This is a genomic window from Planctomyces sp. SH-PL62 (assembly GCF_001610895.1).
Lineage (GTDB): Bacteria > Planctomycetota > Planctomycetia > Isosphaerales > Isosphaeraceae > Paludisphaera.
Map to the genome: position 1 here is coordinate 6,341,470 of NZ_CP011273.1, position 14,811 is coordinate 6,356,280.

Consider the following 14,811-nt stretch of genomic DNA (forward strand, 5'->3'; position numbering starts at 1 on the left):
ACGAGGAGCCGCCGTCGCCCGCCGGCGCTGGACGCCAACAGGCTCTCTCGTTTCACATCACCTTGGCCACCACCAGGGTCTGGTCGTCGTAGGGGTCGATGGGGCCGGTGAAGGCGTCGACGGCGTCGAGGATGGCGTCGACCATCTGTTTGGCCGGGAGGGAGCAGCGCCCCAGGATGGCGTCGAGGCGTTCGAGGGTGAACTGATCGCCGCGCGCGTTCATGGCTTCGGTCACGCCGTCGGTGTAGAGGACCAGGACGTCGCCGGGGACCAGGGTCACGGACGACTCATCGAAGGCGAGGTCGGGGAACAGGCCCAGGGGAGGCCCGCCGACGTCTTCGAGCGACAGCACGGTCCCCTCGGAGCATCGCCGGATGCGCGGGGGGTTGTGGCCGGCGCAGGCGTAGGTGAATTTCCGGGTCGCCGGGTCGTAGATGCCGTAGAAGGCGGTGACGAACACCTCGTTGTCGGCGGTGTAGCTCGCCGTCAGGCGGTCGTTGACGTGCTTCAGCAGGGCGGCCGGCGGGTCGGGGTTCCCCGGGTGGCCGTGGACCAGGCTGTGGAGGATCGCCATCATGACGGCGGCCGGGGTGCCGTGGCCGCTGACGTCGGCGATCATGAACCCCCATCGGCCGTCGGGGAGCGGGAAGAAGTCGTAATAGTCCCCCCCCGCCCATTGCGAGGTCCGATAGAACGTCGCCAGTTCCACGCCGGGGATCGCGGGGAGCTTCTTGGGGAGCAGCGAGCGCTGGATGTCGGCCACGACGCGAAGCTCGCGGTCGACCACGTCGTACGCCTGCTTGAGCCGCTCGTTCAGGACGAGGTTCTGGGTGGCGCGGCCGAACAGGCCGCTGATCCAGAACCGCTCCGGGAACTTGTCCGGCTCCCACGCGCCGGGCTCCTTGCGAAGGGCGACGACCATGTTCAGGCCGACCCCCTGGTCGAAGTGCGGGATCGCCATCAGCGACCGCTGTCCTTCCAGGTGCTCGGCCGCCGGCTCGTCGGGCGCGAGGATTTCCGAGATGTCGTCGAGGATCCTCGGCTCGTCGCCGTAGATCAGCTCGGCGAGCAGGCCTCCTTCGAGGACCGGCAGCTTCTCGGGCTCCTTCCAGGGGTTCACCTCTTCGGTCCAGATGCTCGACCGGGTGATCCGATACTTGGGGTACTCCAGCCCTCGGCGGCTGAGCGAGACCCAGCGGTCCGAGGGCATGATCTGGCGGACCCGGCGGCCGTAGCTCCGCACCATCTCCTGCGGGTCGTGATGCGTGCTCATCTCCCGCATCATCTCGGCGACCTCGGCGAGTCGGGCCTGCGAACCGTCCCCCCCCCAGGCGGGCGGCGGCGACTCGACCGGAAGCGATCCCGTCGCGGCGGACGTACTCTCGGTGGATGGCATGGTTGGATCTCGTTTCGCGTCGTTCGGGCCGTGTCGATCGCTGGTCGTTCCTCATTCTACCCCGCTCGTCGAGGGCGGGAACCGCCGCGTCCCGGACCGCCGACGCATCCCCCGTCCGCATCCCGGCTTCGGGATCCCGACGCCCTCGACGGGGGCGACGCGGTTCCCGACGCCCGTCCCGGCGCGTATGATGGAATCCGCGGGCGATCGTCCGCCCGGTCTCGCCTATCAGGGCCCGTCCCCAGACCCCCAGCCATCGCATCGCGACCATGAACGACACCCCCGAAACGGCCGTCCCGACGCCCCCCTCGGACTCCCCCTACATCCTCGACGCGACGACCGAGACGTTCGCCGCCGACGTCGTGGAACGCTCCAAGACCACCCCGGTCGTCGTCGACGTCTGGGCGACCTGGTGCGGCCCCTGCAAGCTGCTGGGGCCCGTCCTGGAGAAGCTGGCGCGGGAGTACGACGGCAAGTTCGTGCTCGTGAAGGTCGACTCCGACCGCTCCCCCGAGATCGCCGCCAACCTTCGCGTGCGGTCGATCCCCACGGTCTTCGGCGTCCGCGACGGCCAGATCCTCGACTCCTTCGCCGGCGTCCAGTCCGAATCGTTCCTCCGCCAGTGGCTCGACCGCCTCCTCCCCTCGAAGGCCGAGAGCCTCGTGAACGCGGCCCGCGCGCTGGAGGCCTCCGACCCCGAAGCCGCCGGGGCCCGCTTCGCCGAGGCCCTGACCCTCGACCCCGACCTCACCCCGGCGCGGGTCGGCCTGGCCCGGCTGGCGATGGCCGCCGGCCGTTTCGACGAGGCGCAGGCCGCCGTTCTCGAGCTGGAGCGCCGCGGGTTCCTGGAGCCCGAGGCCGAGAAGCTCAAGGCCGAGCTGGTCCTGAAAGCCCAGGCCGAAGGCGGGTCCGACGTCGACTCCGCCCGCGCCCGGGCCGAAGCCTCGCCGGCCGACAAGACGCTCAAGCTCCGCCTGGCCGAGGCCCTCGCCGCCGCCGGGAGCTACGACGAGGCGCTCGCCATCGCCCTGGACCTCGTCGAGACCGACCGCAAGACGACCGGCGAGGCGGCCCGCAAGCTGATGCTCGCCGTCTTCCAGCTCCTCCCCGACGATTCCGCAACGGCCTCCGAGTTCCGCCGTCGGCTGTCGTTCGCCCTCTGATCCGCCCCGATCATCCGTCCGCACGGAGACCTCTCCCGATGAACCCCCGACCCGACGACGACAACCGGATCAAGATCGCCCCGTCGATCCTCTCGGCCGACCTGGCCAGGCTGGCCGAACAGGTGGCCGAGGTCGAGGCGGCCGGAGCCGACCGGATCCACGTCGACGTGATGGACGGCCGGTTCGTGCCCAACATCACGTTCGGCCCGGTGCTGGTGAAGTGGCTCCGGCCGGCCACCACGCTCCACCTGGAAGCCCACCTCATGATCGCCGCGCCCGACGACTTCCTCGAAGCCTTCGCCGAGGCCGGGGTCGACTCGCTGATCGTCCACGTCGAGGGGGCGCCCCACCTGAACCGGACGGTCCAGCGCATCAAGAGCCTGGGTCTTCGGGCGGGCGTCGCGATCAACCCCGCCACCCCGGCCGTGATGCTCGAAGAGATCCTCCCCGACCTGGACCTCGTGCTGGCGATGACCGTGAACCCCGGCTTCGGCGGCCAGTCGTTCCTGCCGGGGACGCTCAAGAAGATCCGCACGATCCGACGGATGATCGACGAGATCCGGCCCGGCTGCGAGCTGGAAGTCGACGGCGGCGTCGACGTCGAGACCGCGCCTCGCCTCGTCGAGGCCGGTGCCCGCGTCTTCGTCGCCGGCTCGTCCGTCTACGGCGCGGCCGACGGCCCCACGGCCGGCATGCGCCGGCTCGCGCAATCGCTCGGACTCTGATCCAACGATGTGAACACCCCTTCAAGACCGCCCCGATGATTGAGGACCGCCTCATGACCGACCCCGCCGAGCTGGCCGCCGAGATCGAGGAGCTGTGCGACCTGGGCGTGGACCTCGCCGACGCGGGGAACCTCGTCAAGGCGCTCGAAGCCTACGAGGCCGCCTGGGAACTCCTGGCCGATCCGGCCCACGAGCAAGAAGGCTCCGCCTGGATCCTGGGGAACATCGGCTACGCCAAGTTCCTCCAGGGCCATTACCTCGCCGGCCGCGACGACCTCGCCCGCGCCCTGACCCTCCCCGGCGGCGGCGGCAACGCCTTCCTCCACCTCCGCCTCGGCCAGTGCCACTTCGAGCTAGGCGACCTCGAACCCGCCGCCCAACACTTCCGCTTCGCCTTCGCCATCGAAGACGAGGCCGTCTTCGTCGACGAGGACCCGAAGTATCGGGCGCTGCTGGACGGATGACGAACCGAACACTCTTTCAATCAATCGACGCGAGGGAAACCGGGGAAGCTGAGGACCGACGGATATGACGAAGTCTTGGCGTTGGATCGCGGCGGGGCTGGCGGTCGCGGCGGTCGCGGCGGTGGACGCGCGGGCGCAATCGGCGCCGCATGCGAAGAAGGTCGGCGTGGAACTGGACGGGGTGGGCGACGGCGGTCGCGCGCGGCCGTTCGTGGACCTGGCCCGGACCCTCCGCGGATGGACGAAGATCCAGGGCGAAGGCCCCGCGCCGACCGACGCGAAAGGCTGGCCGACGACCGACGCGCGAACCGTCCTGTTCGACATCCGCCCGGTCTTCGCCTGGGCTCCGCCGATCGACGACCCCGAGGCCTACCAGCCCGACTGGAGCGGCCCCTATCCGTTCGCCTTCCACGGCCGCGCCGAAGTCGCCGTCGCCGAAGGCCCCGGCTGCCGCGTCGAAATGGTCAAGTATGACGAGCCGTCCAACACCACCACGGGTCGGATCGTCGTCCCCAGGGAGTGCGGCATCCTGGTCGTCTCCTTCACGAAGACCCGGCGCGACGCGGAGGCCCCGGAAGGCTCCGGGATCACGGCCCTCCGCATCATCCGGCCCGGCTACCCGGCCGATGCGAAGCAGGTCTTCACGAACGAGTTCCTCCGCAGCCTGCGGCCCTTCGCCGTGCTTCGCTACATGGACTGGCTGGAGACCAACCACAACCCCGGCTTCTACGGCGACGCCGGCCGCCACGCGCTCGAATGGGCCGACCGCCGCCCGGCCGACTACGCGACCCAGGCCGGCACGTCCGACGGCAAGTACGGCGTGGCCTGGGAGTACATCGCCGCCCTGGCGAACGAGACCGGCAAGGACCTCTGGATCAACGTCCCCGTCGCCGCGACCGACGGCTATGTCCGCGAGCTGGCGAAGTTCCTCAAGGCCGAATTGAAGCCGGGGCTGAAGCTCTACGTCGAGCACTCGAACGAGGTCTGGAATTTCGGCTTCCCGCAGTACATCTACAACAAGCTCGCGGCGATCGACGAGGTCGAGCGAGGAGGCTCGCCCCTGAACGCCGACGGCTCGAAGGACCAGGAGGCGTGGGCCCACCGGCGGCACGCCAAACGTCTCGTCGAGATCGGCCGGACCTTCCGCGAGACCTTCGGCGCGGACCAGGCCGACCGCATCCTCCCGGTCTACGCCTCGTGGGCGATCTCCCCGAAGGCCCACTACGCCGACGTCCTCGACTGGGTGAAGGCGACCTACGGCGAGCCCCGCGAGCACTTCCACGCCCTCGCCGACGCCTCTTACTACAACGTGGGCAAGGCCGCCAAGGACGCCAGCCCCGAGCAGCTCGTCGCGGCGATGCGCGCCAGCTCCGACGCCAACCTCGCCCATCGCATGAAGATCCGCGAGATCGCCGATCGCTACGGCGTGAAGCACTTCCAGTACGAGATCGGCCCCGACGTCGGCGGCGGCGACCCGACCAACGTCGGCAATCGGATCCTCGCCAACCGCCTCCCCGCCATGGAGTCGCTGCTGCTCCACGACGCCGTCGACAACTGGTTCGACCGCGGCGGCGATCTTTATATGTACTTCGCCCACATCAGCGCCGCCAGCCGCTACGGCTGCTGGGGACTGAGCGAGGACGTCGACCAGCTCGACACCCCCAAGTGGCGAGCCATCTACAAGCTGACGGGGACCGCGCCGCCGGATCGATGACCATCCACCCGAGCCGAGCCTCCGCCCCTGCCCTCGCCGAGCGGGGGGCCGGGGCGGGCCGGCTTCGCGAGGTCGTCAGTCGTCCTCGGCCTGGTCGACCTTCCACTCGTGGACGCCGGCGGCCCAGCCGTCCTGGAGCTTGACGACCATGCGAAGGGCGTCGGTGGAGACGGGGGCGAAGGCGACGGCGTTCCAGCCGTCCCTGGCGACGCCGTAGGGGGACTCGGCGGCGACGGGCTTCCAGGTCTCGCCGTCGCGATACTCGATCCGCCACGAGGCGGGGACGCGGCACTCGCCCCGGCCCTCGTCGTCGAACCAGTAAACCCGCACGCCCTGGATCGTCCGGGGGCCGGGCCAGTCGTACTGGACCCATTCCTCGGTCCCCTTGCGCGGCCACCAGTGGCAGTTGGCCTGGGGCTGCTCGCCGCTGCTTTTGGGCTCGATTCCGTCGCGGACGGCCTCGGGCTGGCAGTTGGAGCTGACGAACGACATCGACACCCGCGCCCCGCGTTCGCCGGGGCCGGCGATCGTCGGCCTGGGCTCGGTGGGGAGCCAGACCTTCATGGGGCCGGGCTTGCGGTTGTCCCAGGCGTAGTACGGGACGGCCCGGATCGGGACCGGCGCGGCGTCGGGGGCGGCCTGATAGAGCGTGCGATCCCAGTTCGTCTCGGGCACGCTCTTCGCGGTCCCCTTCAGGACGACCACGCCCCCCAGGAGGTCGGGGGCCTTTTCGGGCGCCAGCTCGGCGTCGCGCGGAAGATACAGCGTCGCCAGGTCGGCCTCGTGGTCGACCCCTTCCAGGCAGTAGACGACCGGCCCGCGCTGGATCGCCAGCAGGCCCTCGTCGTTCTTGACGTTCGGATTCGCGGCGACGCGGCGGACGGGCATGGGGAGGTCGAGCGTGACGACGTCGCCGTCCTTCCACGTCCGACTCACCACGAAGTAGCCGCGCTCGATCGGCGGCGACGAGACCGGCTCGCCGTTGACGGCCACCGCCGCCCCCCGACACCAGCCGGGGACGCGGAGCCGGAACGCGAAGGTCGTCGCCGCGTCGACCTGGGGCCGGATCGTGACCTTGCCGTCCCAGGGGTAGTCGGTCTCCACGTCCACCTTCACGTCATGGCCGTTGAACGCCGCCTTGACCGACCCCTGGATGTAGAGGTTGATCCAGAGGGCGTCGGCGTCGATCGCATAGGCGTACCCCCCCAGCGAGGCCAGCGTGCGAGTCACGTTCGGCGGGCAGCAGGCGCAGCCGAACCAGTCGGAACGGTGGTGGCCGCCGTCGCTCTCCAGCGGATTCACATAGAAGAATTTCTTGCCGTCGAGCGAGACGCCCGCCAGCACGCCGTTGTAGAGCGATCGCTCGTACACGTCCGCATACCGCGAGTCGCCGTAGAGGAGCCCGAGCCGATGCGCCCATTGCGCCAGCGCGATCGACGCGCAGGTCTCCTGATACGCGGTGCGATTGGGGAGGTCGTAGTTCTCCGTGAATCCCTCGTTGGCGGCGCTCGACCCGATGCCGCCGGTGACGTACATATTCTTCTCAGTGGTATTGCGCCAGACGTGGTCCAGCATCTTCAGCAGGGCGGCGTCTCCCGTGCGGGCGGCGACGTCGGTGGCGCCGCTCATCAGATAGCACGCGCGGACGGCGTGGCCCTTGATGTTCTTGTGGTCGCGGATCGGGACGTCGTCCTGGAAGTAGGCCCCGTCGTACTTCGCCGGGTCCTGGCCGTGCTCGACGGCGAAGAAGCGGCTGCCGCGATTCGCCACGAAGAAGCGGGCGAGGTCGTGATACCGCGCCTCGCCGGTGGCGTCGCCCAGCTTGATCAGGGCCAGCTCGATCTCGGGATGGCCGGGGTATCCCATCCGCTTGCCGGGGCCGAACGTGGCGTCGATGTGATCGGCCAGCTTGCGCGCGACGTCCAGGAACGTGGTCTTGCCGGTCGCGCGGTGATGGGCGACGGCCGCTTCGAACAAATGGCCCGCGCAATACAGCTCGTGATTATCGCGCAGGTTGGTCCAGCGGCGATCCAGGTCGTTGACGATGTACCAGGTGCTGAGATAGCCGTCCGGAAGCTGCGCCGCGGCGATCAGGGCGATCGCCTCGTCGAGCGCCTTGTCGAGCGCCGGGTCGGGGTGGGTCGCCAGCGAGTACGAGGCGGCTTCGAGGGCCTTGTAGAGGTCGGAATCGATGAAGATCGGCCCGCGATAGCCCTCCTTGGCGCGGTTCGCGGCCAGGACGAGGTCGTCGAAGTTGCCGTATTCCTTGAGCCGTGCGAGGCTCATCGGGACCGAGGCCGTCCGGTTCGTCTCGCGACGAGGGCCCCAGAAGCCGTCGCGGATCTCCACGTCGGTGAACGGGACCCCCTTCAGCTTGACAAGCGGCGGCTCCGCTCCCGGAGACGAGCCGGCCCCCAGGCCGATCAACGCGCAACCGATCAGGGCGCGCGGCCAGAATTTCGCCATGAGGATGTTCCTTGATCAGAATTCGTCGTCCGTGGGTCGCGTCGGTCGCGCGCACGAAAGGGTCCGCCCAGGCGCGATCAGCGCCCCGATGCGGTCCCCGACATCGACGATATCCTGAGGCCGTCCACGGCGACACCCCCGCCCCGTCCTCGGCCCCATCGATCGCCCGCCCCGTTCCTCGTCGGCCGGGGGACGGGCGTCGCGGCGTCGTCGGCTTACTTCGATTCGGAGAGGAACTCGGACAGCACGCGGCCGGTCGCGTCCTCCAGCGGGGCGCCCAGCAGGTGGGCGACGGTGGGGGCGACGTCGACGTTCTCGACGGTCGGCAGCTTCGCGCCGGGCTTGATCCCCGCGCCCGAGACGACGAACAGGGCGTTCATGTTGGGCTCGGTCGAGAGGTAGCCGTGGGTCCCCTTCTGGGAGTGCTCCTGGACGAACGCGTCGCCATTGACCGCGCCGCCGACTCCGTAGCCTTCCTTCGCGGCGATGATCACGTCGGCCATCCCCGAATGGTCTTCGGGCTTCGGCAGCCCGTAGCGGGGGAAGTCCTCGGGGTCGATCACGGCCGCGACGCCCTCGGCGCCTTCGAACAGCCGGCGGACGGTCTTGCGGTCCTCGTCCCTGGTGGCCGGGTCGGTCAGGTAGACCATGCCGATGCCCCCCTCGGGGACGACGAAGGCCCGAGCCGAGGCGACCTTGTCGCCGTCCATGGTCAGCAGCCCTTCCTTGCGGAGGATGGCGTTGGGGCGGAGGGTCTTCGAGTTGGCGATGAAGCCGTGGTCGGCGAGGACGAACACCGTGGTCTTGTCGCGGAGCCCGGCGTCGTCGATCGCCTGCACGACCTTGCCGACCAGGGCGTCGAGCTTGCCTGCCACGGCGCGGCCCTGGGGCGTGTTCGGCCCGTGCTGGTGGTGGGTCGAATCGAGTTCGAGGAGGTGCAAGGCCAGGAGGTTGGGCTTGCGCTCGCGGATCAGCATGGCGGCGGCTTCGGTCCAGGCTTCATCGCGGCCCCCGCCGCCGCCGCGCTCGAACTTCTCGGTCAGGCCGGCCTTCACCAGTTCATCCTTGAGCCGGGGCGTGGTGTGCTCAAGGGCGTTGGGCACGTCCGGCCAGTTGGAGTCGAGGCTCTCCGAACCCGCGGTGCACGGCCAGTTGACGGCGGCCGAGGTCAACCCGTTGGGCTTGATGATGTCGAACAGCAGGGGGACGCGGACCAGTTCCTGCTGCGTCTTCCGGGGATCGACGACTGTGGGGGCGCCCGCCGTCCGCTTGGGGACGCCGTTGTAGAGGACCCCGTGCTTCTCAGGCCGGACGCCCGTCATCAGGGTCGTGTGGTTGGGCCAGGTCACCGACGGATTGGAGACGTGCATCCCCTCGGCCGTCGAGGCTCCGGCGTCGCGGAGACCGCGGATCACCGGCAGCGAGACCTCGGGGTCGTCCAGGTACCACGCCGGGAAGCCGTCCAGCGAGATGACCACGACGTGGCGGTCGGAATCGGCCGAAGCCCGGCCGACCGTCGCCAGCGCCAAGGCCGCGAGGCCCAAGAATCGCAACATGGAAACACGTTCTCCTTTTCAAGCTTTGCAGCGTCGATCCGATTCGGCGGCGGCGAGACGCCCGCCCTCTCGCAAGGGTACAGCCCCCGCGACCCCCGATAAACCCCTCGGGCCCCCACACGGGGGGGGTCTCTCGAAAACTTCATACGTCTCGACGAGCTTTCCGCGCCCGACGGCCCCCCGCGACGGCGGGGCTGGCGTGTTGACAGGCGGGCTCGCGCGGCGTCTCATCGGGGGCGGCCGCGGCCCGTCGAGGGGTCGCGGGGCGGATCACCGACTTTTCATCCTGGCGGGACCATGAAAACACATCGGCTTATTCGGATCTTTGCGGCGATCGCGGCGCTCGCCCCGGCGGCTTCCGGCGGTGAGGCCCAGGCCGCGGAACGGAGCTTCCGCGCCGGAGCGGCGATCATCGATGTGACGCCGTTCCTGGACGAACCCATCGTCGGCAACTTCGGCACGCCCCCGGCCGCCTACGTCCACGACCCGCTCCATGCCAGGGCCCTGGTGCTCGACGACGGCGCGACCCGCCTGGCCTTCGTGGTCGTCGACAGCGTCGGCGTCTCGCGCGAGGTCTTCGACGCGGCCCGCAAGCTCGCCTCGGAGAAGACGGGCATCCCGGAGGCGAACATCCTGGGGTCCGCGACGCACACGCACTCGGGCACCAGCGGCCGGTCGGACCACTTCCTCAAGCCCGACCTCGAGCTTTCCGAGTACCAGAAGTTCCTGAGCCGTCGCATGGCCGACGCGATCCGGCTGGCCGCCGGCAACCTCGCCCCGGCGAAGATCGGCTGGGGGTCCGTCGACGCGCCCGAGCACCTGTTCAACCGTCGCTGGCTCCTGAAGCCGGGCGAGACCGTGAACGACCCGTTCGGCGGCGTGGAGCTCGCCCTGATGAACCCGGGGGGCAATCCCAAGATCCTCGAACCGGCCGGGCCGACCGACCCGCAGGTCGCGTTCTTCGCCGTGCGGGCCCCCGACGGCCGGCCGATCGCGCTGCTGGCCAATTACTCGCTGCACTACGTCGGCGGCGTGCCGTCCGGGCACATCTCGGCCGACTACTTCGCGGTCTTCGCGCGGAAGCTCGGCGAGCGGCTCGGCGCCGACCCGCTCCACGACCCGCCGTTCGTGGGCGTGCTCTCCAACGGCACCAGCGGCGACGTCAACAACATCGACGTGCAGGGCCCCCCGCCCGCCACGCCCCCCGCCGCTTATGAGAAGTTGACCGCCGTCGCCGACGACCTGGCCGGGCGGGTCGCCGAGGCTTACCAGGGCGTCGAGTTCCGCGATTGGGCCCTTCTGGCCGCCGCCGCCCGCGAACTTCCCCTCAAGACGCGCAGGCCGACCCCCGAGCAGATCGACTACGCCCGCAAGGTCCTGGCGAAGCCCGAAGACGCCCCCAAGCACCACGGGCTGGAGCGCTTCTTCGCCCAGCGCACGCTCGACCTGGTCGACGCCCCCGACGAGGTCTCGGCGCGGCTCCAGGCCTTCCGCATCGGCGACCTCGGGATCGCCGCGATTCCCTTCGAGGTCTTCACCGAGACCGGCCTGGAGATCAAGGCCAGGAGCCCGTTCAAGGCGACGTTCACGATCGAGCTGGCCAACGGCTGCTACGGCTATCTCCCCACGCCCCGACACTTCCCGCTGGGCGGCTACGAGACCTGGATGGGGGTGAATTACGTCGAGCCCGAGGCCGCCCCCAAGATCGTCGCCACGCTCCTCGACCTGTTCGCCGGCCTGGAAACCACGCCCACCCCTTGACGACGACCCCCCGCACCCTGGATTCGGCGGCGGCGGTCGATTTTCCGCCGCGAACGGATGATTTTCCGCCGCCGCCGCCTCGATCCGCCTTGTCGGCCCCAGACGCAACCTTCGACCTGAAAAGGTTTTGGGGTATCTCGCAGCCTCGGCGCGGTGATTGCGTTGGCGATCCCAAGGTTCGCCGCACGCCATCCCTTCCCGAGGTCCGTCCATGAAGCGTCGCCGAGGTTTCACGCTGATCGAATTGCTGGTCGTGATCGCGATCATCGCCGTGCTGATCGCCTTGCTGCTGCCGGCCGTGCAGGCGGCGCGCGAGGCCGCGAGGCGGATCCAGTGCACGAACAATCTCAAGCAGATGGGCCTGGCGCTGCAGAATTACATCAGCGCCCTGGGGGCCTTGCCGATGACCCTGGCGATCTCCGGGAAGGGGACGACCGTGACCTGGACGAACTCGTGGGGCGCCCACTCGCGGGTCCTGGCGTTCTCGGAGCAGGGCAACCTGTACGCCAACTGCAACTTCGCGGTCGACATGCAGACGCCGATGAACACCACGGCGACGGCCGTCGTGATCCCGTTCTTGATCTGCCCGAGCGAGAACAAGCCGACCGTCCGCCCGACGTCGGGCGGGGCCTACGGGGTCGCCAACTACGCGTACTGCGGCGGCGACTGGTTCGTCTGGGGAGGGATCGCCAGCCCGATGAGGAACCGGACCGCCTTCGGCGTCAACCAGAGCCGGAGCCTCGCGGAGTTCGCCGACGGCACCAGCAACACGCTCCTGATGTCCGAGGGGAAAGCCTACCTGACGTACTATCGCGACTGCCCGACGTTCAGCCTCGTCAACGACCCGAACAACGTCCCCGCGCCCGACGCCGACCCCTACGCCGTCCTGCCGGAATACCTCGGCGGCTGCACCGTCCGGGTTGACGAGGGCCGCACGCAGTGGTTCGAGTCGGGCGTCCACCACAACGGCTTCACCACCGCCTGGCCCCCCAACAAGAAGATCCCCGGCGGCCCGAACAAGATTTACGCCGACCTCGACATCAATTGCAGCCGCGAGAAGCTCGGGCGGCCCTCGTTCGCCGCCGTCACCGCCCGGAGCTACCACCCCGGGGGCGTCAACGCCCTCCTGGCCGACGGCTCCGTCCGGTTCGTCAAGGACTCGATCAACGGCTGGACCTGGCGCGCGCTGGGGAGCGTCGCCGGCGGCGAGGTGGTCTCGGCGGACTCGTACTGACGCGGCCCCGCGGGGAGGGGCGGTCGAGGACGCTCCCCGACTCGGCCGTTCCCGCGGGACGCGGCGAACCGTCAGTGCAGGAGCTGATAGTAGCGGCCCAGCCCCGGCGAGGCGTTCGACATGGCCGACCAGGTCCAGCGGTCGTAGGCGTGACCGTACGCCCGGCCCTGGTAGGTGAAGGTGTCGTTCGGGCCGTACGGGACGTAGGTCCGCGCCGGGTTGGGGAAGTCGATGTAGTAGCTGTAAGGATGGATCGGGCCCGACTGCGCGTTCGTCGGCGCGCCCGGGACGACGGGGCTCGCCAACCCGTCGAGCGTCCCCTGGAATGGGGCCGCGACGGGCGAGCCGACGCCGACGCCGCCGACGGCCGTCGCGCCGCAGGGGCAGGGAGTCGACGCCGCGACCGGCTCTTGCGCCGAGACTCGCGCCGACGCCGCCGCGAGGCCCGCCAGCATCCCCAGCGCGAACAGCGATGACTTCAACATAGGTGCTTCCTCTCCAGGTGCTCGAATCAAGAAAACCGACAGCTCACCTTGCCCATGTAGTATAGGCTTCGCATTTTCCCAGATGCACCGGGCGTCCGGCTTTTATGAGCCGAGTCGAGCGTCGCGAGTCTCGCCGCGCATCAAAAACGGCGGACCTCCCCGAGAGGAGGGCCGCCGCGGGTGAGAGGGGCCGGGTTCGGGCGGCGGGCTCAGGGGGTGGCCCCGGCTTCCGGCTTCGGGGTGGCCTGGGGGGGCATCTTCCCCTGTTTCTTGGTCTTGGCGAATTCGCGGTACGCCTGGCCCTGGCTGGCGGCCTCTTCCTGCTTGATGGGGGCGCCCTGCTCCCCGTCGGCGCCGTCGCAGCCGGGGAGCACGGCCAGGACGCCGGAAAGCGCGACGATGAGGGCGGAGGCCGGGACGATTCGGAAAGCTCGCATGCACAACCTCGATTCGGGTGGTGCGACGGCCCGCGCCGAGGGTCGGTTCGGGAGCGGCCGGGCCGTCGCGGGGTGATGGCGCGTGGTGGCGCGACGACGGCTCAGTAGGCGTCGGAACCGACGGTCTCGCCGCCGTCGCGACTCCCCAGGGCGTACCAGGTCGGCCGGGAGACGGAGTCCTTGACGAACTTCACCGAGCCGTCGGCGAAGAGGACGTTGACGCCTCCCGAGTGGTTGCTCTGGGCGCCGACGGTCCAGGACTGGTCGAGCCCGCAGCCTTCGCAGCCGAACTGGCAGGAGCCGAACCGGTACTGGCCGTCGTTCGGCGTCTGGATCGTCTGGAAGAGCGAGTACGCCCGGGCGCCGAAGCCCCAGAGTTGGCCCTTGTTGCTGGCGATGTTCAGGCTGTTCTTGAAGGCGTCGGCGCAATTCTGCAAGCCCCTGGCGATCAGGTCGGGGCGGGTCGCGGCGTTATACATGACGATGCCGGGATCGGAGACGCCTCGCGTGCTGTTGCCGCGATGACCATTGCCGACGTTGTCCTTGCCGGTCAGCGACTCGGAATAGGCGATGGTGTTGGACGTGCCGTCGGGGATGTCGGCCATCCCATAGGTCATGAAGTAGGTGAAGACGCCCGTGCTGCCGGTCGGCTTGCAGTTGGGATTGATGCCTCCCCAGCAGTCGTTGGTCATGAAGTCGGTCGTCGTCCCCACCGAGGCGTAATAGTTGTTGAGGTTCGGTCGCCCGGCGTTGCCGTCCGAGGGGCACATGAACGCGCTCAGGCGCGTATTGGCCACCGTACTGTTGACCTGGTAGCACGGGTCGCCGTAGGGGTTGATGCCCCACGAGAAATTGGCCGCCGAGTAGAGCGCCGTCTGCTCCAGGTAGGGGAGCAAGAGCGCGTTGGCGCCCCACGACGCCCAGATCAGGTCGCTGTCCCCCGGCCAGTCCTTGGCGTTCTTCGACGCCCCCTGGGGGAAGGTGTTGGTGGTGCTGTGGTAGTTGTGCATCCCCAGCCCGATCTGCTTCAGGTTGTTGATGCACTGGGAACGACGGGCGGCCTCGCGCGCCGCCTGCACGGCCGGCAGCAGCAAGGCGATCAACACGGCGATGATGGCGATGACCACGAGGAGTTCGATCAGCGTGAAGCCGCGCGCGCCACGAGTAGACATGAAGGAACCTCCGCTGCGAAGACGCAGGCTCGCAATGCGAGTCGGGGAGAAGTGACCGACCGGACGAGATGGGACGTCATGCGATGTGGTGCGATTCGCAAGCCGACGTCCCGATCGGGATCGTCCGCATCGACTCGCTTCAATCGTCATATCCGAAGCTCTAGATTCGGAATGAATGAGGATGAGCCATGGGCACGCCGAGAGTCAAGACCCCACACGCCCGAGTTCATTAGGACGT

12 protein-coding genes are annotated in these 14,811 nt (G+C 69.2%); 6 read left to right on the forward strand and 6 right to left on the reverse strand.

Annotation, left to right across the window (positions count from 1 at the left end):
- Positions 1-52 precede the first annotated feature (52 nt).
- Positions 53-1,396: a PP2C family protein-serine/threonine phosphatase gene (locus VT85_RS24720; RefSeq protein ID WP_082858881.1), complete on the reverse strand. Its 1,344-nt coding sequence runs from the start codon at positions 1,394-1,396 to the stop codon at positions 53-55.
- A 269-nt stretch (positions 1,397-1,665) separates the two neighbouring features.
- Between VT85_RS24720 and VT85_RS29900 the strand changes: the two genes are divergently transcribed.
- From VT85_RS29900 to VT85_RS24740, 4 genes are all read left to right on the forward strand, one after another.
- Positions 1,666-2,559 carry a tetratricopeptide repeat protein gene (locus VT85_RS29900; RefSeq protein WP_068420881.1) on the forward strand — a complete coding sequence of 298 codons (894 nt, stop codon included), beginning with the start codon at positions 1,666-1,668 and terminating at the stop codon, positions 2,557-2,559.
- Positions 2,560-2,597: 38 nt separating this feature from the next.
- Complete coding sequence (rpe, locus tag VT85_RS24730) at positions 2,598-3,284, forward strand: ribulose-phosphate 3-epimerase (protein WP_068420883.1); 687 nt, start codon at positions 2,598-2,600, stop codon at positions 3,282-3,284.
- A gap of 35 nt (positions 3,285-3,319) precedes the next feature.
- The gene (locus VT85_RS24735) at positions 3,320-3,748 is read left to right on the forward strand and encodes a hypothetical protein (RefSeq protein ID WP_082858882.1); all 429 of its coding nucleotides are present in this window, start codon (positions 3,320-3,322) and stop codon (positions 3,746-3,748) included.
- A gap of 64 nt (positions 3,749-3,812) precedes the next feature.
- Positions 3,813-5,462 (forward strand): hypothetical protein, encoded by a 1,650-nt coding sequence (locus tag VT85_RS24740; protein ID WP_068420885.1) that lies wholly within the window; start codon positions 3,813-3,815, stop codon positions 5,460-5,462.
- Positions 5,463-5,537: 75 nt separating this feature from the next.
- Here the strand turns inward: VT85_RS24740 and VT85_RS24745 are convergent, their stop codons facing one another.
- Positions 5,538-7,928, reverse strand: a complete 2,391-nt coding sequence (locus VT85_RS24745) for a beta-L-arabinofuranosidase domain-containing protein (RefSeq protein ID WP_068420887.1) — start codon at positions 7,926-7,928, stop codon at positions 5,538-5,540.
- A 215-nt stretch (positions 7,929-8,143) separates the two neighbouring features.
- Positions 8,144-9,484 carry an alkaline phosphatase family protein gene (locus VT85_RS24750; protein ID WP_068420889.1) on the reverse strand — a complete coding sequence of 447 codons (1,341 nt, stop codon included), beginning with the start codon at positions 9,482-9,484 and terminating at the stop codon, positions 8,144-8,146.
- A 297-nt stretch (positions 9,485-9,781) separates the two neighbouring features.
- On the opposite strand from VT85_RS24750, the gene VT85_RS24755 reads away from it, so the two are divergent.
- Positions 9,782-11,245, forward strand: a complete 1,464-nt coding sequence (locus tag VT85_RS24755; RefSeq protein WP_197490994.1) for a hypothetical protein — start codon at positions 9,782-9,784, stop codon at positions 11,243-11,245.
- Positions 11,246-11,456: 211 nt separating this feature from the next.
- A complete protein-coding gene (locus VT85_RS24760) occupies positions 11,457-12,479 on the forward strand; it encodes a DUF1559 domain-containing protein (RefSeq protein ID WP_068420891.1) in 1,023 nt (340 codons plus the stop codon).
- Between the two features lie 71 nt (positions 12,480-12,550).
- Here the strand turns inward: VT85_RS24760 and VT85_RS24765 are convergent, their stop codons facing one another.
- The 3 genes from VT85_RS24765 to VT85_RS24775 all read right to left on the reverse strand — a co-directional run bounded on the left by VT85_RS24765 (position 12,551) and on the right by VT85_RS24775 (position 14,573).
- Entirely contained in the window at positions 12,551-12,964 is a 414-nt protein-coding gene (locus VT85_RS24765; RefSeq protein ID WP_068420893.1) for a hypothetical protein, read from the reverse strand.
- A 209-nt stretch (positions 12,965-13,173) separates the two neighbouring features.
- Positions 13,174-13,401: a hypothetical protein gene (locus VT85_RS24770; RefSeq protein WP_068420895.1), complete on the reverse strand. Its 228-nt coding sequence runs from the start codon at positions 13,399-13,401 to the stop codon at positions 13,174-13,176.
- A 101-nt stretch (positions 13,402-13,502) separates the two neighbouring features.
- The gene (locus VT85_RS24775; RefSeq protein WP_068420897.1) at positions 13,503-14,573 is read right to left on the reverse strand and encodes a DUF1559 domain-containing protein; all 1,071 of its coding nucleotides are present in this window, start codon (positions 14,571-14,573) and stop codon (positions 13,503-13,505) included.
- Positions 14,574-14,811 lie beyond the last annotated feature (238 nt).

Bases quoted from the DNA above. Each gene is read 5' to 3' on its own strand.
- VT85_RS24720 (WP_082858881.1), bottom strand. From the start codon at position 1,396: ATGCCATCCACCGAGAGTACGTCCGCCGCGACGGGATCGCTTCCGGTC.
- VT85_RS29900 (WP_068420881.1), top strand. From the start codon at position 1,666: ATGAACGACACCCCCGAAACGGCCGTCCCGACGCCCCCCTCGGACTCC.
- rpe (WP_068420883.1), top strand. From the start codon at position 2,598: ATGAACCCCCGACCCGACGACGACAACCGGATCAAGATCGCCCCGTCG.
- VT85_RS24735 (WP_082858882.1), top strand. From the start codon at position 3,320: ATGATTGAGGACCGCCTCATGACCGACCCCGCCGAGCTGGCCGCCGAG.
- VT85_RS24740 (WP_068420885.1), top strand. From the start codon at position 3,813: ATGACGAAGTCTTGGCGTTGGATCGCGGCGGGGCTGGCGGTCGCGGCG.
- VT85_RS24745 (WP_068420887.1), bottom strand. From the start codon at position 7,928: ATGGCGAAATTCTGGCCGCGCGCCCTGATCGGTTGCGCGTTGATCGGC.
- VT85_RS24750 (WP_068420889.1), bottom strand. From the start codon at position 9,484: ATGTTGCGATTCTTGGGCCTCGCGGCCTTGGCGCTGGCGACGGTCGGC.
- VT85_RS24755 (WP_197490994.1), top strand. From the start codon at position 9,782: ATGAAAACACATCGGCTTATTCGGATCTTTGCGGCGATCGCGGCGCTC.
- VT85_RS24760 (WP_068420891.1), top strand. From the start codon at position 11,457: ATGAAGCGTCGCCGAGGTTTCACGCTGATCGAATTGCTGGTCGTGATC.
- VT85_RS24765 (WP_068420893.1), bottom strand. From the start codon at position 12,964: ATGTTGAAGTCATCGCTGTTCGCGCTGGGGATGCTGGCGGGCCTCGCG.
- VT85_RS24770 (WP_068420895.1), bottom strand. From the start codon at position 13,401: ATGCGAGCTTTCCGAATCGTCCCGGCCTCCGCCCTCATCGTCGCGCTT.
- VT85_RS24775 (WP_068420897.1), bottom strand. From the start codon at position 14,573: ATGTCTACTCGTGGCGCGCGCGGCTTCACGCTGATCGAACTCCTCGTG.